A 22125-nucleotide genomic window follows, 5' to 3' on the forward strand; every position below is an offset into this window, starting at 1 on the left:
ATGACCAATTTGAAAATTAGTTTATTACTGCTTTTATTTATTACCAGTATTGGCTGTAAGTATAACAGGGAAGTAGAAACTACAACAAAGGAACAACAGGAATTAACTGATGATGCATTAATGGATACAGTTCAAAGACAAACCCTTAAATATTTTTGGGATTACGCCGAACCCAACTCCGGAATGGCACGCGAACGCTATCACCCGGATGGGGAATATCCAAAAAATGATGCTCATGTGGTTACCACCGGAGGATCTGGTTTTGGACTAATGGCCATAGTTGCAGGAATGGAACGTGAATTCATTGAACGTGATTCGGCAGTAGCACGATTGGATAAGATCGCAAAATTTTTAGATAATGCACCAAGATTTCACGGAGTTTGGCCGCATTGGTTAAACGGCGAAACAGGCGAAACCCAGGCTTTTAGTGACAAAGATAACGGGGGAGATCTTGTTGAAACTTCATTTTTAGCACAGGGCTTTATCGTGGTACGCGAATATTTAAAAAACGGGAACGAAGAAGAAAAAGCAGTTGCTGCAAAATACGATGAACTTTGGAAAGGCATCGAGTGGGATTGGTATACGAACAATAAAGACGGACTTTACTGGCACTGGTCACCGGATTATCAATGGGAAATGGATTTTATGATCGAAGGTTACAATGAGTGTTTGATTACCTATGTTATGGCCGCTTCATCACCAGATCATTCCATAGAAGCAAGTGTGTATCACAATGGTTGGGCCAGGAGTGGAGATATCTCTACCGATGTTGAAGCTTATGATCTTCCTCTAATCTTAAAGCACAATACCAGGGGAGATAAAGGTGGTCCGTTATTTTGGGCACATTATTCCTATCTGGGATTAAATCCTAAAGGGCTTAGTGACAAATATGCCAATTACTGGGATCTCAATGTAAATCACTCTAAGATCAATTATCTGTATTGCCAGGAAAATCCTAATGGCTTTGAAACCTATAATGAAAACTCATGGGGATTAACAGCCAGTTATACCCGTAATAAAGACAACAGTATTGGATACAGCGCGCATTCTCCCGATAATGATAAAGGAGTGGTGTCACCTACTGCCGCTTTAAGTTCATTGCCCTATACTCCGGAAGAATCTATGAAAGCAATGAGGTATTTCTTTGAAGATCAAAATGAATTACTTTGGGGTCCTGCAGGGTTTTACGATGCCTTTAGTCTTGAGGGAACTCCGTGGGTAGCTAAAAAATATCTTGCGATAGACCAGGGACCAATTGTAGTAATGATAGAGAATCACCGATCCGGCCTCATCTGGGATCTGTTTATGAATGCGCCTGAAGTAAAACAGGGATTGGATAAATTGGGATTCAGTATTCAGTAGTAACTTAAGGTTTACAGTTTTTAATTCTACGATTATGAAAAACAGAGTTTTATATTTAGGAATTTTGATTGCATCTTTTATAATAGCACCTTTTTGCTCAGCAGAAGCACAATCTAAAATGGATTTTAAAAAGGAATATTTTATAAAAAAAGGCGATACCTTGAATTATAGAATCCTTTTTCCAAAAGATTTTTCAGAAGACAAAAAATATCCGGTAGTTCTGTTTCTACATGGAGCCGGGGAGAGAGGAAATGATAACGAATCTCAACTCACCCACGGCAGCTCTCTTTTTCTTGAAAACAGGGAAAATTTTCCTGCTATTGTGATCTTTCCGCAGGCACCAGAAGATGATTATTGGGCAAAAGTAGAGGTTAATCGGGATACCATTCCTTTTCAGTTCGATTTTAAAAATGAGCAGCCGGCCACTACTTCGTTGGAGTTGGTGATGGATTTAATGGATGAAATGACTACGAAAAACTTTATAAATAAAGAACGAATTTACGTGGGCGGACTATCGATGGGAGGAATGGGAACTTACGAACTCATTTACAAAAAACCCGAAATGTTTGCCGCAGCTTTTGCTATTTGCGGTGGGGCAAATCCTGAAATAGCCAAAGAATATCCGCAAGACTTCAATATTTGGCTTTTCCACGGAAAAAAAGATGATGTAGTACTTCCAAAATATTCTGAAGCGATGGCAAGGGCCATTAACCATTATGGCGGAAACGCTAAACTTTCATTATATCCGGAAGATAATCACAACAGCTGGGATTCGGCTTTTGCTGAGCCTAATTTATTGCCCTGGTTGTTTTCACAAAAACGATCTGAATAGGGACATGAAAAGAATTTGACAATTATTAATCTGTTTAAGACGGAAAGAAATGAAATGTTATAATAGCATACTTACAGCAACGGCCTTATTATTTGGTGTTATTATATATGCACAGGGGGTAGTTCCGGAAACTTATATCAATCCTTTGGATATTGATTATACCTATATGGTTTATAATTCAAATAAGAATATTTCCTACCGTTCCGGAGCAGATCCTGCGGTTATTGAATTTCGTGGCGAATACTACATGTTTGTCACACGTTCTTTTGGTTATTGGCATTCCACCGATTTGATCAATTGGGAATTTATTAGACCAGAACAATGGTTTTTCGAGGGTTCCAATGCACCAACGGCATTCAATTATAAAGATTCGCTGGTGTATTTTGCAGGCGATCCCGCAGGTTATGGGAGTATTCTTTACACCGATGACCCTAAAAGTGGTAAGTGGACACCAACCGCATCAATTACCAAAAATATTCAGGATTCGGAATTATTTATTGACGATGACGGGAAAACCTATTTGTATTGGGGCTCGTCAAATGTACATCCCCTTCGTGTGAAAATGCTGAACAAAGACGATCGTTTTCTTGAAACCGGGGTTGAAAAAGAACTTTTCAACCTGGTGGAAGAAGAACACGGTTGGGAACGCTTTGGTGAAAATAATTTCCATCCAACCTTAAAGGAAGGATACATGGAAGGTGCCTCGATGACCAAACACGATGGTAAATACTATTTACAGTATGCGGCACCCGGTACACAATTTAATGTGTATGCCGATGCAGCTTATATTGGCGAAACCCCGCTTGGTCCTTTTACTTACATGAAAAATAATCCCATGAGTTTCAAGCCGGGCGGTTTCACTAATGGGGCAGGCCATGGGATCACTATGAAACAAACCAATGGACAGTACTGGCATTTTGCCACCATGGCCCTGGCTTCCAATTCTCATTGGGAACGTAGGCTGGCTATGTTTCCTACCTATTTTGATGAGGAAGGTTTAATGTACACCATTACAAGCTACGGCGACTATCCGTTGTTTGGGCCAGATCATCCAACACAAGCGGGACAGCATAGTGGCTGGATGTTGCTTTCTTACAAAGGAAAAGTAACGGTTTCATCTTCGCAAATGCAGGTGAAAAAAAGTACTTCTACCTATGATGATTATGACATCACCGAAATGCCACTTGAAAAGAACAGTGAAGGTGAAATTATTTCGAAGTTGTTAACCGATGAAAGCCCGAAATCCTTTTGGGTTGCTGAAGCCAACGATGATGAGCAATGGGTTGAGATCGAAATGCTTTCCCCCCGGAATATTTATGCTTTTCAGTTAAATTTTCACGATGAGGAGTCGGGCATTTATACACGAACTGAAGGCTTGCGCCACAGATTCACCGTGGAAGTTTCAGAAGATGGTGAACATTGGGAAACGGTTGTAGACAGAAGTAAAAGTTATAAAGATGCTCCAAATGCCTACATCACCCTTAATCAACCTGTACAAGGAAAATACGTACGCTATAATAATATCGAGGTGCCGGGGAATAACCTGGCATTATCCGAAATAAGAATATTTGGTAAAGGTTTAGGTAAGAAGCCTGCAAAGGTTAAGGGATTCGAAGTTTCCCGCGAGGAAGATCGAAGAGATGCCTCCTTTACGTGGAATTCGGTTAAAGGAGCTCAGGGATACAATATCCGCTGGGGCATTGCTCCAGATAAATTATATCAATCCTGGTTGATTTACGATGAAAATGAACATTTTATGCGCAATCTGGACCGTGATACAGAATATTACTTCAGTGTTGAGTCATTCAATGAGAATGGGATTTCTGAAAGGTCTGAGATTATCAGGGTGAAATAATTGAAACAAAAACCTAATTTAATAAATAAAGATTTTACAATGAGAAAAATTTATCTGTCAATTAGTATGTTGCTTCTTGCGGGCAGCTTTGCGCTTCAGGCACAAACTCAAATTCCTGAAGTAGAGGAACTCCTCTCTAAAATGACTCTAGAAGAAAAGATCGGTCAGCTAAACTTACTAACTCCTGGCGGTGGTGTTGCTACAGGATCTGTGGTGAGTGAAGATGTAGAGGCCAAGATCAAAGCGGGAAATGTAGGAGGAGTGTTTGGCGTTTCGAGCCCAGAGCGGGTTAGGCAGGCGCAGGACCTTGCAGTGAAAAATTCACGTCTTAAAATTCCGCTGCTTATAGGTAGCGATGTGATCCATGGGTATAAAACCACTTTTCCTATTCCGCTGGGACTTTCGGCCAGCTGGGATATGGAACTTATAAAGGAAACCGCCCAAATAGCAGCCAAAGAAGCCACAGCCGATGGGATTAACTGGAATTTCTCTCCAATGGTGGATATTTCGCGCGACCCTCGTTGGGGCCGGGTAGCTGAAGGTGCAGGAGAAGACCCCTACCTGGGCTCGCAGGTTGCTAAAGCAATGGTTGAGGGTTACCAGGGAGATGATCTTTCAAAGCCAGAAACAATGATCTCTACTGTAAAGCATATGGCGCTCTACGGAGCTGCTGAAGGTGGTCGCGATTATAATCGTGTAGATATGAGTCGTGCAAAGATGTTTAATGAATACCTGCCACCTTATAAAGCCGCAGTAGATGCCGGAGTATGGAGTGTAATGACCTCCTTTAATGACATAGACGGGGTTCCCGCTTCAGGAAATAACTGGCTGCTTACCGATGTTTTACGTGAGCGCTGGGGATTTGATGGGTTTGTGGTATCAGATTATACTTCAGTAAACGAAATGATCGCTCACGGCATGGGAGATTTGCAGGCCGTTTCGGCACTGGCGATCAATGCCGGGCTGGATATGGATATGGTTGGAGAAGGTTTTCTTACCACCCTAAAAAAATCTGTTGAAGAAGGAAAAGTTACTGAAGAAACTATTACCACTGCCGCCAGAAGGATCCTTGAAGCTAAACACAAACTTGGATTATTTGATGATCCTTACAGGTACTCTGATGAAAGCAGGCCGGAAACCGATATACTTACAGCAGCTAATCGGGCGAAAGCCAGGGAAGCAGCCACCAAATCTTTCGTGCTTCTTAAAAAACATAACAACACCCTGCCAATTTCAAAAAATGCAAAGATTGCACTTATTGGACCGCTGGCAAATAACAAGAACAATATGTTGGGAACCTGGGCACCTACAGGCGATCAACAGCTTTCAATCCCAATACTGGAAGGTTTTAAAAATGTGGCGCCCAATGCAAGTATTACCTATGCAAAAGGAGCCAACATAAGCGATGACACCACCTTTGCAAAAAAGGTGAATGTCTTTGGGCCCCGTATTGAAATCTCAGAAGAATCTCCGGAGCAATTGTTGAAGGAAGCTATGAAGTTGGTTGCGAATGCCGATGTGGTTGTTGCAGTGGTTGGGGAAGCATCAGAAATGAGTGGGGAAGCCGCCAGTCGAACTGACATTTCTATTCCTGAAAGTCAGAAGAAACTGATAAGGGAACTTGCCGCAAGCGGAAAGCCCGTGGTTCTGGTCTTAATGAGTGGTCGCCCGCTTACCATTCCGGAAGAAATGGAATTACCGGTGAGTATATTACAGGTATGGCATCCCGGGGTGGAAGCAGGAAATGCTGTAGCCGATGTAGTTTTTGGAGATTATAATCCTTCGGGAAAACTTACATCTACCTGGCCCGTAAATGTGGGACAGATCCCTATCTACTACGGAATGAGAACCACCGGAAGGCCCGCAGCTTCAGAAAAATTTGAGAAATTCAAATCCAATTATCTTGACGCTCCAAACGCCCCTCTATTTCCCTTTGGATATGGGTTGAGCTATACAGAATTTGATTATTCCAATGTGAAAGTGAGCGATGCTACACTTTCTGAAAATGGAAGTATTACCATCTCAGCAACTGTAACCAATTCCGGAGATTATAACGGCGAAGAAGTCGTGCAACTTTACCTGCATGACAAAGTGAGGTCTATTACTCCACCAATGAAAGAATTAAAAGGTTTTAAAAAGATCTTCCTTGAAAAAGGGGCTTCTCAAACCGTGACATTTGAGATCACTACAGAAGACCTTAAATTCTATAACAATGAGGAGGAATTCATCTTTGAACCCGGAGAGTTTGAATTTTTTGTAGGTGGCAGCTCAGACAATAAATTTATCGGAAGTTTTACCGTAGAGTAGATAGTAAAATTCATTAATATGCTCCTCTCACAAAACCCATTTTTTTTTGAAGGAGCATTTATACTTTTGGAAAATGAATAAAACCAGGATTTTTTTCTTGTTGTTCCTTTCCTCGTCCTTAGTTGTAAAGAAAATAAGGCGCAGGAAGAATTTTTGGCTGATGAAAAACATGAAGCACAGAGACCATTGCGATTTCGGATTATTGTAAATTTGAAATACTTTTAGTTGAGTACCCGGCAGGTTTTGAAGATATTGGGTAAATGTATGTGAATACGGCCTATGGGGATTATCCACATTATTTGCCAGATACTGAAGTTGAAAATCATAAAGACCGCTTAACAGGCTGGATGCTTTTATCTTACAATAAGCCCGTAACTACAAATTCAGGTTTGGTGGAAAAAGACATTAATGTGGTGGACGAAAGTGAAGATGGCTATATGCAGGAACAAATTACGGATTTTAGCATTAATAAAATAAATGATGAAGAAATTCGCTCATATTGGGTTTCAGAAGCTAATAATGATTCTATTTATGTACAAATTGATTTATTAAAACCAATGAATGTTAAAGCTCTACAAATAAATTTTCAGGATTTCAATAGTGTGATTTTTGGAAGACCCGAAGGTATCAAACAGCAATTTATTATTCAATCGTCTTTAGACGGAAATACATGGGAAACCGTGGAAGATTATTCATAAAATAACAAAGACATGCCTCATGCTTATATTGAGTTAGAAAATCCTGTTGAAGCACGTTATGTCAGGTACAATCATGTGTATTGTACAAATAAATATTTAGCTATTTCTGAGCTTAGAGTTTTTGGGAAGGGGAAAGAAGCAAAACCTGTTACGCCACCAAATTTTAAAGCAGAACGTCAAAAAGACAGGAGAAATACAGATCTTTCCTGGGATAAAGTTGAAGGAGCTACCGGATATGTTATTTACTGGGGAATTTCAAAAGAGCACCTCAATTTATCAATATTAATGTAAGATCACCCAAATTATGAATTAAGAGCTTTTAATACAGACCAAAATTATTTCTACCAGGTAGAAGCTTTCAATGAGAATGGAATTTATGCTAAGAGTGCCATTTTAAATACAAAGTAATTATTAAACTAAATCTGTCATGAAAAAAATTGTTTCAACATTCATTCTTCTATCTACTATCATAATAAGTGCACAGGAAATTTCGGTTATGACATATAATATTAAGTATGACGAACCTACAGACACTGTTAATAGCTGGAATGTCAGAAAGGATTTTCTAATGTCACAAATCAATTATAATCAACCGGATATTTTTGGAACCCAAGAAGGAATGTACAACCAGCTTACCGATATAAAAAAAGGCCTGGATGGATATGAATTTTTTGGGGTAGGAAGAGACTTTGGAGACACAAGGGGAGAATATACGGCCATATTCTATAACACTAAGAAAGTAATTCTGATAGAGGAAAGTACTTTTTGGCTTTCAGAAACCCCTGACAAACCTTCTAAAGGATGGGATGCCGCGTTAAACAGAATTTGCACCTACGGAATTTTTGAAATTAAAAACTCTAAAAAACTCCTGTTAGTCTTCAATACCCATTTTGACCATATAGGTGAACAGGCAAGGGCTGAGAGCGCACTTCTTATTCTTAAAAAAGCGGCAGAAATAAACAGGGATAATCTCCCAGTTATTATTATGGGTGATTTTAACTTAGAATCAGATAGCCAAGGCGTTCAGAATATATTGAAGCAATTTGATGATTCCCATCTAACGGCAAAAACTTCCTTTGGACCAACAGGAACTTTCAATGGATTTCATTTCGATAAACCGGTAACAAGAAGGATTGATTTTGTATTCACTTCAAAAAACCTGGAAGCATTGAAAAGTGGTATTTTGAGTGATTCAAAAGATTGTCGCTACCCTTCAGACCATTTCCCGGTGTATGTTGAACTAAACTTAAAAAATGAATAAGATATTAATTTGTATTATAGGTGTTTTTAGCAATGCCATAGCCTATGCTCAGGAAATAGAACTAAAAAACTGGCAATTCCATTCAGAAAAAGATACTGTTGAGCAATTAGTTGAAACACCGCATACATGGAATCTCCTGGATGCGTTTGATGATACGCCGGGCTATTGGAGAGGAACCGGATATTACACTACACAAACAACGATTACAAACCTTACTAAATCATATTATTTGCACTTTAACGGGGTTAATCAGGTAGCTAAAATAAAAGTTAATAATCGAGAAGCGGGTGCACATAAAGGAGGATATACAGCTTTTGATGTTGATATTACGCCATACATTATTAAGGGGAATAATACCATCACGGTTGAAGTTGATAACAGGCATGATGAAAAAATTCCGCCCTTAGATGCCGACTTTACTTTTTTTGGCGGAATTTACAGAACTGTTTATTTAGTGGAAGAAAATACTGCACATTTTAAAAAGAATAACGGGGCTGATGTTATTAAAATAGATGCTTTATTGGATGATAATTGGCAAGGAACACTAAATATTAATGGAAGTGTTTCAAATCCTGAGAAAACTTCTTATCAACTTAAATTAAGTTTACTGAATGCATCAAATGAAATTGTTGCTGAGTCAGAAAAAACAGTGACTTCGAATTTTAAAATTTCATCAGAATTTAAAGACCCGTTACTATGGTCGCCAGATGCTCCAAATTTATATATTGTTGAATTAGAAATTTTTGATGGCGATAAGCTTTTAGATACTTACAGACATTACATAGGATTTCGAAAATTTGAAGTCTCCACCTCCGGATTTAAACTAAACGGACAACCCATAAAATTAATTGGTGTCAACAGACATCAGGATTTGGAAGGATTTGGTAACGCTGTACCCATAAAAAAACAGTTGGAAGACCTTGTTATGATTAAAGATATGGGGAGTAACTTTTTGCGTTTAGCCCATTATCCTCAAGACAAGTCTGTATATAAAGCGGCAGACAGCCTGGGCCTTATTCTTTGGTCTGAAATCCCAGTTATCAACAAAGTCCCAATTGGAGCTGATTACGCTCCATACAAGAAGAATTCTATACAAATGCAGGAGGAGCATATTGCACAGAATTACAACCACCCATCCTTCATTTTTGTTGGCTACATGAACGAGATATTTATTAGAATGGTTTTTGACAAACCTTCTGAAGAAGAAAAACCACAAATAATTGCCAACAGTTTAGATTTAGCTAAAACTCTGGAAAAACTCACACGTGAAGAGGCGCCTAATCACATCACAGTAATGGCGTTGCACGGAAATCAAATTTATAACGATACCAAAATTGCAGATATTCCAATGGTCATTGGCTGGAATCTTTATTATGGCTGGTACGAAGGGCAAACAGATGATTTAGGAGGGTTTTTAGATAATGAATTTAAGAAATACCCAAACCGTCCTTTAATTATTTCTGAATATGGAGTTGGGGCAGATACACGTCTTCATAACTCTAAGCCTAAAAAGTTTGATTTTTCTGAAGAGTATCAATTTAAGTATCACCCGGGTTATTATCAGCAAGTCACAGATCGTCCTTTTGTTGTTGGAATGGCAGCCTGGAATTTCGCAGATTTCAGCTCTGAGTTTCGTGGAGATGCTTTGCCACACATAAACCAAAAAGGATTAGTGAACTATGACAGAACACCAAAAAATATTTACTATTGGTATAAAGGCATTTTAAAACCTGAAGAAAAAGAAAGTCGTTTTTTTAGAGGCTTATCAACCCATATAAGTAATGATTCTAATAAAGAAATTACAATAATTTCTAATCAGGATATTTTATTGCAGGTAAATAAAAATAAACCGATCCATTTAGAACCAACTAATGGATTAATATCCTATTCAGTAAATTTAAAAGAAGGAAGAAATACCTTCAAACTGATGAATGAAAAAGTTGAATTACAGGATTCCTTATCTCTGAAATACTATAAACCGGATTTCAGTAAAACAGATGAATTAGCAATAAATTTTGGAACTGAAAGTTACTTTTTAGATTCAAATAATCAAATTTGGATCCCGGCTAATCAAACTGTAAACCTAAAAATATTTGGAGATGTAGTAAATCAAAACAGCAGCACGAATATCAGGAATACTATTAACGATCCATTATATCAATCTTCTTTAACCAATATTAATAAACTTCATTTTGATGTTCCTAAAGGAATCTATGAAATCACCTTGCTGTTTTCAAAACTTAAAAAGGAACCCAAACAAGTTTATGAATTAAATAGAAAAGAAAATGAAATTAACCAAAGCGATCAGAGCAACAGCTTAATTATTAACGATAATAAGGTTTCGTTAAAAGAATTAGATCTTTTTAATAAACAGGATATTACGCTTTCTGTAAATGCTGAAAATGGAATTACAATTGAAACTATAAATAACCAGGTATTCTCAATATGTGGAATCCTCATTAAAAAAAATAATGATTAAACCAGGAGAGTCGAAAGGAGTATTCTTTAATTTAAGTTTCAAAGACTTTTCATATTATATAAGTAATATGAGTTTTAAAGCAGAGCTCGGGGACTTTAAACTCTTTGTAGGCACAAATTCAGTTTCCAATTTAAAGTCTTAATTCAAGCTAGTAAAATAATTAGCTTCAATATATTAAAAAACATGAAAAAACTATTTTTTTATGGCTTGTATTTTCTTTTACTGTATATCCGTTTTATGTCCATTAAACATCGCGTCACCCTGAACTAGTTTCAGAGTCTCAAACCCTTATAAACAGAATGCTGAAACGCCCGATGGTTCGGGACAGAATGACGGAAACAGCGTGTATTGTTAATTGAAAATAACTTAGTGGAACAAAAGCCGACAATCAATTTTCTTTTACAGCAATATCCGCACAACCAATACAATCGCCATCAAAATAGCTCGCTGTGGAATTCTCCATAAGTAAGGGAAAAAGGAAGCCAGAAATGCTGCTTTATACTGGAGTAGTATAGAGAATATTTAAGGTAATGTTCTCTAATGTGGAATTAAGCCAGACAAGCTTAATAATTCTAGCCTTATATATCACAAAAACAACTATGATCGAAAAGATTTTTTCAGGTTGTAGTCTTTTAATTAGAATGGGATTTCAGAAAAGAGTGATGTTATAAGTAGTAATTCGAAATTATAAAAACAAAGGATTTAAAAAAGCTCCTTTTTAAGGAACTTTTTTGAATTTTAAGAACAGGTTTATACTAAAACTCCAGTTTCAATTTCAGCCAAAATTCCATCCCACAAGGATATTCTGCTTTCAAGTGCCTTTTGTGCAACCTCCTCTACTTCAGCTATTTTAATTGGATCTTTCTCACATAATTCCTCGACCATTTGGAATGCCATAGGGCCATGCTCATCTGCATCTAATTCTATGTGCCTGTCAAAATAATATTTGAATAGTTTCAAGTCTTCTTCAGGGAATTGTTGCTGAATATTTTTTATGATTGAAGTAAACATAGCTGGAATTAAACCTTCTCTTCCAAAGGTAAATGCAGCAGCTATTTTATGAGGTTCCCCTTCAGAAATAATTTCAAAAGTAAACTTTAAAAACTGCTTTATACTAATAGGCAGATCACTGGCAGCGATAACCAAATAGATATCTGTTCCATGAGTAACTTGAGATATAAAATCTTCAATTTTTACTCTACTCGCTCCGCTTTTACTCATAGCATCGAGGTACATTTCAAAATGACTTTGTCTTTTTCCAAATGCGTTCAAGTCGGTTTCTTCCGCAAGAACAATCTCGTTTATTAAATATCGCAATTCTGGATTTCCAACAGGAACCCACGGAGTAGTGGTTCTTGTCAAGTTTACTTGAAGCGCTTTTAGTAAAGACATGAAATCCCAAACGGCAAAAACATGGTGCTCCATAAAACATCTTAAATGTTCTGGAGTACTTATTTTACTATAAAGTGGGTGGCTTAGTAATTCGTCGGTTTGAGGCTTAAGGGCAGCGTTAATTTCTTGTATCATTTTCAGGCTAACATTTCTACAAAAATAAACTTAAGAGTTTGATTTTTAAAGCCTTTAAAAGGCTTTTTAAAAAGTTTAACGATTGTATAATATGCTAGTTGAATGAGACTTTTCGATTGTCAAAATGAGACCCCTGATAAAAAAATTATCTAGCGGAGGAAATTGACGTAAGAAAGATGCTGAAACGAGTTCAGCATGACGGTAGTTAGAACCTGTATCGTCAACCTGTCCCGGCACTTCGGGAGTTTCAGGGTCTCTTATTTGGAGCAACTTTAAAAATAAGTCAATGGTAGCTTGTCGAAGTTTTAAATATTTTACTTTTCACATTTCGACAAGCTCAATGTGACAATTCTATAAATAAAAAAGGGCAGCTTCATTGAAACTGCCCTTTTCAAAAAATCTCTTTTATAATCAAGAACCTCGGGGCAAGCCCGCCTGAACGTATCGGGCAGGCCTCGGGGAATTAAACCCTCAATGAGGGATTAACTAAAAGCTGAGATACCTGTAATATCCATTCCAGTTATTAGCAAGTGGATATCATGAGTCCCTTCATAAGTGATCACACTTTCAAGGTTCATCATGTGTCTCATAATACTATAATCTCCGGTAATTCCCATTGCACCTAGCACTTGTCTAGCTTCACGGGCAATTTTTAGAGCCATATCTACATTATTCCTTTTAGCCATAGAGATTTGAGCAGAGGTAGCTTTTCCTTCATTTCTAAGCACTCCCAATCTCCAAGCTAATAACTGTGCTTTAGTGATCTCTGTGATCATCTCTGCTAATTTCTTTTGTTGAAGCTGAAATCCTGCAATAGGTTTTCCAAACTGCACACGCTCTTTGGAATATCTAAGTGCGGTATCGTAACAATCCATTGCAGCTCCAATCGCTCCCCATGCAATTCCGAATCGCGCAGAATCTAAACAGCCCAGAGGTGCTCCTAAACCAGATTTATTTGGAAGTAAGTTTTCTTTAGGGATTTTCACATTATCGAAGATCAGTTCTCCAGTTGCACTTGCACGAAGAGACCATTTGTTATGTGTCTCTGGCGTAGAGAAGCCTTCCATCCCACGTTCAACAATAAGTCCGTGGATTCTTCCTTCTTCATTTTTTGCCCAAACTACAGCGATATCTGCAAAAGGAGAGTTGGAGATCCAAAGCTTGGCTCCGTTCAATAAATAATGATCTCCTTTGTCTTTAAAATTAGTAACCATCCCACTAGGATTAGATCCATGATCTGGTTCAGTAAGTCCAAAACAACCCATGAATTCTCCTGAAGCTAATTTTGGTAAATATTTTTTCTTTTGCTCTTCACTTCCGTATTTGTAGATAGGATACATCACTAAAGAAGATTGAACAGATGCAGTAGACCTCACTCCACTATCTCCACGTTCAATTTCTTGCATGATAAGTCCGTAGGCGATCTGGTCTAGACCTGCTCCCCCGTATTCTTCAGGGATATAAGGACCAAAAGCACCAATTTCAGCAAGACCTTTAATAATAGATTTCGGGAATTTTGCGTCTTGAGCTGCTTGTTCTATAATAGGAGATACATCTCGCTTCACCCATTCTCGAGCAGCGTCACGTACCATTTTATGTTCTTCGGTTAAAAGATCGTCTAGATTGTAATAATCTGGAGCCTGGAATAAATCTGGTTTCATTGGTTATGATTTTGTACACAAAAATAACCAACCTGCTAGTAGCAAGCAATTTAAAAAGCTTATAATTTAAGGTAAAACGGAGCCACCATTTTTTTATATTCTGGGGTGTAAATGTGTCTGCTCTCTTCTAAGATCAATACATCTCTTTCTATTTCCTTCTGAAGAAATTGAAAAGTGATCAAGCTGCGTTTCACTTTCGCGGTTTCAGTCCCTTTTACTTCAGTAATTTTATTTGGATAAAGTTTGTTTGAAGAAGCGATTTCTAAAATAATAGGTTCTTCTTCTTTCGGGACAACAACGGTAAAAGTGCCAGTTTCTGAAAGTAATAGTGAAACTCCATGAAGCAATTCTTCAAATGGAAGTGAGGCTTGAGATCTTGCTGTTTCTCTGGAAGTTGTAATTTCTGAAGCAGAGGTATTAGGAAAGAAAGGTGGATTGCTTACTATTAGATCATACTTCTCGTCCTTCATTTCTTCAACAAATTCGTCGAAGGCAGCATGGTAACAAAACAATCTGTCTCCCCATGGGCTGTTCTCAAAATTATCTACAGCTTGCTCATAGGCATCTTCATCGATCTCTAAAGCATCAAGGGTTTCTGCAAAACTGCGTTGTGCGAGCATTAATGCGATTATTCCTGTTCCTGTGCCAATGTCTAGAATGGAATTGACTTCAGAAGAAATTGAGGTCCAGGCACCAAGCAAGACAGCATCTGTACCAATTTTCATGGCGCATTTGTCTTGAGCTATACTAAATTCTTTAAAACGAAATGGGGTTTCCAAAATGGATTAGTCTAAATAAAGATCTATAAGACCTTCTGGAGTTTTAACAAAAATGATCTTATTCTTTTTGTCTAGTTTTTCTATGAATTCATCATTCAAGGGGATGAGTACTTGTTTACCATCCTTATCTATCTCAAACAATGATTGTGCGGTGCTATCATTTATAGCAGTGATCTTTCCAACGGTACCATAATTCACATCTTCTACAGTGAAACCTATGATCTCGTGGAAATAGAATTTGTCGCCATCTAATTCTGGAAGTTTATTAAGCGGAAGATATACAGCACATTTCATAATATCTTCTGCACCCTCTTCCGTATCTACGTCTTCAAATTTTACACGAAGTAAAGTACTTCGGTGAAGTCCGCTTCTTTCAATAAAAAATGGAACCAAGTTTTCGTTGTATTCAACGAAAACCGATTCCATTCCTGTGTATTCTTCAGGTTCATCGGTATCAAGTTTAATTAATACCTCGCCTTTAAAACTGAATTTACTAACGATCTTTCCTAAATAGAAACATTCTTCTTTAAGCATCGCTATTTAATTTTAGGCGTCTTTTTTCTCTTGTGCTTTTGCTTCTTCAGCAGTTTTGGAATCTACATCTTTTTCAGCCTGCGCTTCCAATTCTGCATTTTCACTTTCACCTTCAGCTTTTTCAGCCTCATTTACTTCTTCAGAAGCTTCTGTGGCTGCAGTTTCAGCCTCAGCTGATGCTGCCATACGTTTAGCATTCACTTCTTTTTCAGCATCTAGAGCTTTATTCTTAGCATCTTCTTGTGCTTTTGTTAAAGACTCTTCCTTAGAAGAAACAGATCCTTCTTTTTCATCTAACCAAGTTTTGAATTTCTCCTCAGCTTGTTCTTCAGTTAAAGCTCCTTTTCTAACACCACCAGCAAGGTGAGTTTTAAGAAGGGCACCTTTGTAAGAAAGAATTGCACGAGCCGTATCTGTTGGTTGTGCACCATTTTGTAGCCATTTTACAGCACCATCTACATCTAACTCAATAGTTGCAGGGTTTGTATTTGGATTGTAGATACCAATTTTCTCAAGGTATTTTCCATCTCTTTTTGCACGGGTATCCGCAGCAATAATCCAGTAAAATGGTTTCCCTTTTTTACCGTGTCTTTGTAATCTTATTTTTACAGGCATATTAAATTAATTAGTGAGGTTCACGACCTCTATTATTAATAAGTCTGCAAAGATACTATATTATTTGTTTTTCTGAACATAATTCAGCAACACAATTTTAATAAAATCGCCTTGCTCATTTAGGCAAAATCATTTAATTAAAAAGGACGTTGGACAAAGTAGTTTAGCTAATAATTAAGAATTTTTCTCCATTACTGAGACGCCTTGTTAAAAGCAGTTAAACTATGCCAAAGCCTGTTAAAGAGCTTGAAGTGAGCTCTTTTATCTTGTATTTTTATACCGTTGGAAATAAATTTACTAATCAAAAAAAAATATAATATGGAGTATTCTGAAGATTTAGCAAAAAAATTAAACGAGTTGTTGGAGAAAAATTATGATGCAGAGAAAGGTTTCAAGTTCGCTGCTGAGAAAGTGAAGAATCCCCAACTTCAGTCTTTTTTTAGTGAAAGAGCAAAAGAGAGATATGATTTTGGACATGAATTAAAGTCTGAGATCAGAAATTTTGGAGAGGCTCCAGAAAAAGGATCTAGTTTGGCAGGTGATGCTCACCGCACTTGGATGAATTTAAAAACCAGTCTTTCTTCAGATAAAAAAGAAGCGGTTTTGGAAGAGGCCGTACGAGGTGAAAAAGCAGCTATAGAGGAATATAATGATATTTTAAAAGACACAAACCTTCCTGCATCTACTGGAAGTATTCTAACGAAGCAAAGAGATTCTATTACTGCATCTTTAAATAAATTGAAGTCTATGGAAAATAAGCGGTAGAAAACTTAATTTCATAGAATAATAAAAAATATTTCCTCCCGGGGTATGCTTCAATGAGCATATTCCGGGAGTTTTTTTTATAAAAACGTTTTAAATTATAATAGCTATACTTCTAAACTCAAACATTTTAAGTCTATATATAACATAAGTGTTAAATCCTATTAAACTTATGTGAAAGATGTTAATATACTTGCTATTAGGGCCTTTAAGCCTTATACTATATATAGATGCGAGACAATACACATCTTAAAAGAATTTATTGAAATTTAAAATGAAGATAGATATTATGAAGAATTTTGAAAAAATTTCAAACAAGTTAAATGAATTATTAATCAAGAATTACGATGCCGAACAAGGTTATATCAAGGCAATGCATAATGTAGAGAATGATAGCTTAAAATCATTTTTTACAGAACGCTCGGAAGATAGAGGTAGATTTGCTAGCCAGATAAGAACTCAGATTCTAAGGTTCGGTGAAACTCCAAAAGAATCAGGTAGTTTTACTGGAACAATGCATAGAAACTGGATGGAATTTAAAACTTTATTCACTTCAAATGATGAAAAAGTTATTTTGGAAGAAATACTTAGAGGTGAAAAGGCCAGTTTAGAGGACTACAATGAGATAATCTCTGAAACAGACATCCCAGAAAATATAAAGACTGTTTTGGTTTCTCATAGAAATTCAATTAAGAACGTTATTAATAATGTTCCAAAATTAGAACAAGCAGTAGCATAGAAAATTGCTTGATAAATATTAAGACGCAACCTTAGGGTTGCGTTTTTTTTGTTTAAAATGTTTATAACTTTCGTTTTTAAAAAGGGTGAATAATCTGTAATTTTAGTGCTTCTTTCTATTAGAAGTCCCTTTTCTTTGCAAATGCATTTGCGAAGTTTTAACAGCATTAAAATTAATACATGTATTTAATTTTCGATACCGAAACTACTGGATTACCAAAAAAATGGGATGCCCCATTAACAGATTTCGACAATTGGCCTCGCTGTATTCAGATAGCTTGGCAATTACACGACGAGATGGGTAATTTGGTGGAGCATCAGGATTACTTGGTGCAGCCAGAAGGCTTCAACATTCCTTTTGATGCAGAAAAAATACATGGGATTTCTACTGAACTGGCACAGCAAGATGGTTTGCCTCTTCAGGAAGTATTAGAAAAATTTAAGGCAGCTTTACAAAGATCGAAATTTATTGTGGGGCAAAATGTTGGCTTCGACCTTAATATCATGGGTGCCGAGTTTTTAAGAGAAGGATTGGAGAATCCGATGGAGGCACTTCCAGTCTTAGATACTTGTACAGAAAAAACGGCAGAATTATGTAAACTTGCCGGTGGTAGATATGGTAGATTTAAACTTCCAACACTTACAGAGTTACATCAGGAATTATTTGATCAGCCTTTTTCTGAAGCGCACAATGCTACAGCCGATGTAGAAGCGACTACGCGTTGTTTTCTAGAATTAATACGAAGAGAGAATTTTACGAAAGAACAGCTTCAGGTCTCTGAAGACTATTTCGAAAATTATAAAGAAGAGAACCCTGAGCCATTAAAGCTTATAGGTTTAAAACATATCAACCTTAAAAAGGCTTCGGCTAAAATAAGGGAAGAGCTTCAGAAGCTTGAAAAAGTGGATGAGGTTAGTACCGAGGAGATTGAGGAAAACCTCGAGAAACTTGATGAAGTGCGTTTTTCACATCTTCATAATCACTCTCAATTTTCAATATTACAATCTACTATTAGTATTCCAAATCTAATAGAAGCTGCCACCAAGGAGAGTATGCCGGCTGTTGCACTTACAGATCATGGAAATATGATGGGAGCTTTCCATTTTGTAAAAGAAGTTGGGAACTATAATAAATCTATAAAATCTCTAAATGCAGCTTCCTTAGAAAAAGGAGAACCGGCAACTGGAAAAGAATTAAAAGCCATCATTGGTTGCGAATTCTTTGTATGTGAAGATCATTTAGATAAAACAAGAAAGGATAATGGATATCAGATAGTGATCCTTGCCAAGAACAAGAATGGGTATCATAATCTGGCTAAAATGGCTTCTATCGCCTATGTAAATGGGTTTTATTATTTACCTAGAATAGATAGAAAAGTTATAGAACAATACAAAGAAGACCTTATTGTATTAACTGGAAACCTGTATGGGGAAGTTCCTGGAAAGATCCTTAATGTTGGAGAAAACCAAGCGGAGGAAGCTTTGCTCTGGTGGAAAGAAACTTTTGGAGAAGACCTTTATATAGAACTGATGCGTCATGATCTCGAGGAGGAAAATCGGGTGAATGATGTATTGATAAAATTAGCAAAGAAGCATCAGGTAAAAACTGTTGCAACAAATAACACGTATTACTGCGCAAAGGAAGATGCCAATGCTCACGATATTTTATTGTGTGTTAAAGAGGGAGAAAAACAGGCTACTCCAATAGGGAGAGGACGCGGATATAGATATGGATTGCCAAATAACGAGTTCTATTTCAAGTCCGATTCTGAAATGAAAAGCTTGTTCAAGGATCTTCCTGAAGCTATTTCCAATATTCAGGAAGTGGTAGATAAAATTGAACCTTTTGAACTTGCCAGAGATGTGCTCTTACCAGCTTTCGATATTCCCGAAGAGTTTTTGAACCCAGAAGATGTGGATGACGGCGGGAAGCGTGGAGAAAATGCCTATTTAAAACATCTAACTTATGTAGGGGCTAAGGAGCGTTATGGAGATCTTTCAGAAGATATAAAAACAAGATTAGACTTTGAACTCTCGGTAATTCAAAACACAGGGTATCCTGGATATTTTTTAATTACTGAAGATTTTATACGGGCAGCGCGAGCAATGGATGTTTCGGTTGGGCCGGGTAGGGGATCTGCAGCGGGAAGTGCCGTTGCTTATTGTTTAAAGATTACCAATATAGACCCCATTAAGTACGATCTGCTTTTTGAGAGGTTTTTGAATCCGGATCGTGTAAGTATGCCCGATATTGATATCGATTTTGATGATGAGGGTCGAAGCAGGGTAATGGATTATGTGATCAAGAAATATGGTTCCAATCAGGTGGCGCAAATTATTACCTATGGTACCATGGCTGCAAAGTCTTCTATTCGCGATACTGCCAGAGTTTTGGATCTGCCGCTGCATGAATCTGACAGAATTGCAAAACTGATTCCTACCATGTCTAAATTGGGGAAGATCTTTGGAATGGATGCTAAGGAGCTTAAAAAATCTTTCCGAAGTGAAGATCTGGAAAAAGTTAACGAGCTGTTGAATATTGCAGATGGAGATGATCTACAAGCACAAACCTTAAATCAGGCGCGAATTTTAGAAGGCTCTGTTAGAAATACCGGTATCCATGCATGCGGGGTAATCATCACGCCAAGTGATATTACCAATTTTGTTCCGGTTGCCCTTGCAAAAGATTCAGATCTATATGTAACTCAGTTTGATAACTCGGTGGTAGAAAGTGCCGGATTATTAAAAATGGACTTCTTGGGGTTGAAGACCCTTACCTTAATAAAAGATACGGTTAAAATTGTAAAGGGAAGACATGATATAATCCTGGATCCGGATGCTTTTCCGTTAGATGATGAAAAGACCTATGAATTGTTCCAGCGCGGAGAAACTGTAGGGATCTTTCAATATGAATCTCCGGGAATGCAAAAACACATGAAGGATTTAAAGCCTACAGTGTTTGGAGATCTTATTGCGATGAATGCGCTATATAGACCTGGACCAATGGAATATATTCCGAGTTTCATTGCTAGAAAACATGGGAATGAGGAAATAGCTTATGACCTTCCGGGTATGGATGAATACCTTAAGGAAACCTACGGAATTACAGTATACCAAGAGCAGGTGATGCTGCTTTCTCAAAAACTTGCTGGATTTACCAAAGGTGAAGCCGATGTTTTAAGGAAAGCGATGGGTAAAAAGATATTTGCTTTACTGGAGCAATTGAAGCCGAAATTTCTAGATGGTGGAGAAGCTAAAGGGCATCCAAGAGAGGTTTTAGAAAAAGTATGGAAAGATTGGGAAGCCTTCGCGGCCTATGCCTTTAACAAATCTCACTCTACCTGTTATGCGTGGATCGCTTATCAAACTGCTTATTTAAAAGCGCATTATCCTGCAGAATATATGGCTGCGGTATTGTCTAATAACATGAGCGATATCAAGCAGGTTACTTTCTTTATGGAAGAATGTAAACGAATGAAGCTTAATGTACTTGGGCCAGATGTAAATGAATCCTTTTATAAATTCTCTGTAAATAAGGAGAACGCCGTCCGATTTGGAATGGGTGCTGTGAAAGGAGTTGGTTCTGGAGCGGTTGCAACTATTGTAGAAAGTCGGAAAACCGAGAAAGGACCCTATAAGTCTATTTTCGATATGGCGAAGCGTTTAGATCTTCGAGCTGCAAATAAAAAAGCCTTGGAAAATTTGGCTTTAGCGGGAGGTTTTGATGGCTTCGGAAATCATAGAGCACAGTATTTTTATGATGAAGGTGATGGGATCACCTTTTTAGAAAAAGTGATTAAATATGCAGTGAAATTTCAGGAGAATGAAAACTCTTCGCAGGTAAGTTTATTTGGAGAAGCCAGTGATGTGCAGATTCCGGAACCTGTGGTGCCACCGTGTGAAGAATGGGGAGGCATAGGAAAGTTGAAAAGAGAGAAGGAAGTAGTGGGGATCTATATATCTGGACATCCCTTAGACGATTTTAAAGCTGAAATTCATTATTTCTGTAATTCTAAGGTTTCCGACTTTAGGGAGCAGGAGAAATATGTAAACAGTGAGCTTTCTTTTGGAGGGGTGATCTCTGAGGTGCAACATAGAACTTCAAAAATGGGGAAAGGTTGGGCTGCATTTTCCATAGAAGATTACTGGGATTCTTATGAATTCAGAATATTCGGAGAAGAGTATTTAAAATATCAGCATTTTTTGGTGCCTAACGCATTTGTGTACATCAAAGCATTTGTGAAAGAAGGATGGACCAATAAGGAGACAGGTAGTAAAGGGGAGCCTAGAATTCAGTTCAATAACTTTCAGCTGTTGCATGATATTATGGATATTTATGCAAGAAAACTTACTATTCAGCTGGATATAAATGAATTGAAAGAAGAGAATATAGATTCCTTAAAAGATATTTTCAGGACTCATAAGGGAGATCACAATTTGCATTTTATAATTTATGAAATGAAAGAGCTTATAAAACTGAATTTGACAAGCAGAAAGCAAAAAGTGAAGATCTCACAAGAGTTATTGAATGCTTTGGAAGAGGAACACGTGAAATATAAGTTGAATTAAAAGCATTGCTTTTTTTTTAGACACTCATCCCTTCCTAAATCCTCCCTAAAGGGAGGACTTTAATACAAAGAGCTTAGCAAACAGTTTTTGTTAATTTATCGAAGCTTAAATAATAAGAAAATATTCACCATCCCCAAAGGAGAGGA

At 37.4% G+C, this 22125-nt stretch carries 17 protein-coding genes; 12 read left to right on the forward strand and 5 right to left on the reverse strand.

Annotated elements, in window-relative coordinates; genetic code table 11:
• The 9 genes from ES724_RS08750 (at nucleotide 1) to ES724_RS17020 (ending at nucleotide 10936) form a co-directional block, all read left to right on the forward strand.
• On the forward strand, nucleotides 1-1362 hold the full coding sequence (locus ES724_RS08750; RefSeq protein ID WP_146932180.1) for a glucoamylase family protein: 1362 nt from the start codon (nucleotides 1-3) through the stop codon (nucleotides 1360-1362).
• A 34-nt stretch (nucleotides 1363-1396) separates the two neighbouring features.
• Nucleotides 1397-2194: a carboxylesterase family protein gene (locus ES724_RS08755; protein WP_146932182.1), complete on the forward strand. Its 798-nt coding sequence runs from the start codon at nucleotides 1397-1399 to the stop codon at nucleotides 2192-2194.
• A gap of 49 nt (nucleotides 2195-2243) precedes the next feature.
• Nucleotides 2244-4049 carry a family 43 glycosylhydrolase gene (locus ES724_RS08760; protein ID WP_146932184.1) on the forward strand — a complete coding sequence of 602 codons (1806 nt, stop codon included), beginning with the start codon at nucleotides 2244-2246 and terminating at the stop codon, nucleotides 4047-4049.
• A gap of 39 nt (nucleotides 4050-4088) precedes the next feature.
• Entirely contained in the window at nucleotides 4089-6356 is a 2268-nt protein-coding gene (gene bglX, locus ES724_RS08765; protein WP_146932186.1) for a beta-glucosidase BglX, read from the forward strand.
• Between the two features lie 260 nt (nucleotides 6357-6616).
• The gene (locus ES724_RS16745) at nucleotides 6617-7054 is read left to right on the forward strand and encodes a discoidin domain-containing protein (protein WP_246136849.1); all 438 of its coding nucleotides are present in this window, start codon (nucleotides 6617-6619) and stop codon (nucleotides 7052-7054) included.
• Nucleotides 7055-7066: 12 nt separating this feature from the next.
• Nucleotides 7067-7345, forward strand: coding sequence for a hypothetical protein (locus tag ES724_RS16750; protein ID WP_246136850.1), 279 nt, complete (start codon nucleotides 7067-7069; stop codon nucleotides 7343-7345).
• Between the two features lie 136 nt (nucleotides 7346-7481).
• Complete coding sequence (locus ES724_RS08775; protein WP_146932188.1) at nucleotides 7482-8315, forward strand: endonuclease/exonuclease/phosphatase family protein; 834 nt, start codon at nucleotides 7482-7484, stop codon at nucleotides 8313-8315.
• Nucleotides 8308-10794 carry a glycoside hydrolase family 2 protein gene (locus tag ES724_RS08780; protein WP_146932190.1) on the forward strand — a complete coding sequence of 829 codons (2487 nt, stop codon included), beginning with the start codon at nucleotides 8308-8310 and terminating at the stop codon, nucleotides 10792-10794. Before ES724_RS08775 ends, ES724_RS08780 begins: the two co-directional genes overlap by 8 nt.
• The gene (locus tag ES724_RS17020; RefSeq protein WP_146932191.1) at nucleotides 10787-10936 is read left to right on the forward strand and encodes a fibronectin type III-like domain-contianing protein; all 150 of its coding nucleotides are present in this window, start codon (nucleotides 10787-10789) and stop codon (nucleotides 10934-10936) included. The genes ES724_RS08780 and ES724_RS17020 overlap by 8 nt, the downstream gene beginning before the upstream one ends.
• Nucleotides 10937-11544: 608 nt before the next feature.
• On the opposite strand, the gene ES724_RS08790 is transcribed toward ES724_RS17020, so the two are convergent.
• The 5 genes from ES724_RS08790 to ES724_RS08810 form a co-directional block, all read right to left on the reverse strand.
• Nucleotides 11545-12321: a DUF3050 domain-containing protein gene (locus ES724_RS08790; protein ID WP_211362756.1), complete on the reverse strand. Its 777-nt coding sequence runs from the start codon at nucleotides 12319-12321 to the stop codon at nucleotides 11545-11547.
• A 482-nt stretch (nucleotides 12322-12803) separates the two neighbouring features.
• Complete coding sequence (locus ES724_RS08795) at nucleotides 12804-13982, reverse strand: acyl-CoA dehydrogenase family protein (RefSeq protein ID WP_026837325.1); 1179 nt, start codon at nucleotides 13980-13982, stop codon at nucleotides 12804-12806.
• A 59-nt stretch (nucleotides 13983-14041) separates the two neighbouring features.
• Nucleotides 14042-14761 carry a tRNA1(Val) (adenine(37)-N6)-methyltransferase gene (locus ES724_RS08800; protein ID WP_146932195.1) on the reverse strand — a complete coding sequence of 240 codons (720 nt, stop codon included), beginning with the start codon at nucleotides 14759-14761 and terminating at the stop codon, nucleotides 14042-14044.
• A gap of 6 nt (nucleotides 14762-14767) precedes the next feature.
• The gene (gene rimM, locus ES724_RS08805) at nucleotides 14768-15295 is read right to left on the reverse strand and encodes a ribosome maturation factor RimM (protein WP_146932197.1); all 528 of its coding nucleotides are present in this window, start codon (nucleotides 15293-15295) and stop codon (nucleotides 14768-14770) included.
• A gap of 12 nt (nucleotides 15296-15307) precedes the next feature.
• Nucleotides 15308-15910 carry a 30S ribosomal protein S16 gene (locus ES724_RS08810; RefSeq protein WP_146932199.1) on the reverse strand — a complete coding sequence of 201 codons (603 nt, stop codon included), beginning with the start codon at nucleotides 15908-15910 and terminating at the stop codon, nucleotides 15308-15310.
• A gap of 318 nt (nucleotides 15911-16228) precedes the next feature.
• Between ES724_RS08810 and ES724_RS08815 the strand changes: the two genes are divergently transcribed.
• The 3 genes from ES724_RS08815 to dnaE all read left to right on the forward strand — a co-directional run bounded on the left by ES724_RS08815 (nucleotide 16229) and on the right by dnaE (nucleotide 21979).
• Complete coding sequence (locus ES724_RS08815) at nucleotides 16229-16675, forward strand: ferritin-like domain-containing protein (RefSeq protein WP_146932200.1); 447 nt, start codon at nucleotides 16229-16231, stop codon at nucleotides 16673-16675.
• Nucleotides 16676-16961: 286 nt separating this feature from the next.
• Nucleotides 16962-17411: a ferritin-like domain-containing protein gene (locus ES724_RS08820; protein WP_146932313.1), complete on the forward strand. Its 450-nt coding sequence runs from the start codon at nucleotides 16962-16964 to the stop codon at nucleotides 17409-17411.
• 179 nt (nucleotides 17412-17590) lie between these two features.
• Nucleotides 17591-21979, forward strand: coding sequence for a DNA polymerase III subunit alpha (gene dnaE, locus ES724_RS08825; RefSeq protein ID WP_146932202.1), 4389 nt, complete (start codon nucleotides 17591-17593; stop codon nucleotides 21977-21979).
• Nucleotides 21980-22125 lie beyond the last annotated feature (146 nt).

Origin of the sequence: Gillisia hiemivivida (assembly GCF_007997295.1) — a bacterium.
Taxonomy (GTDB): Bacteria; Bacteroidota; Bacteroidia; order Flavobacteriales; family Flavobacteriaceae; genus Gillisia; species Gillisia hiemivivida.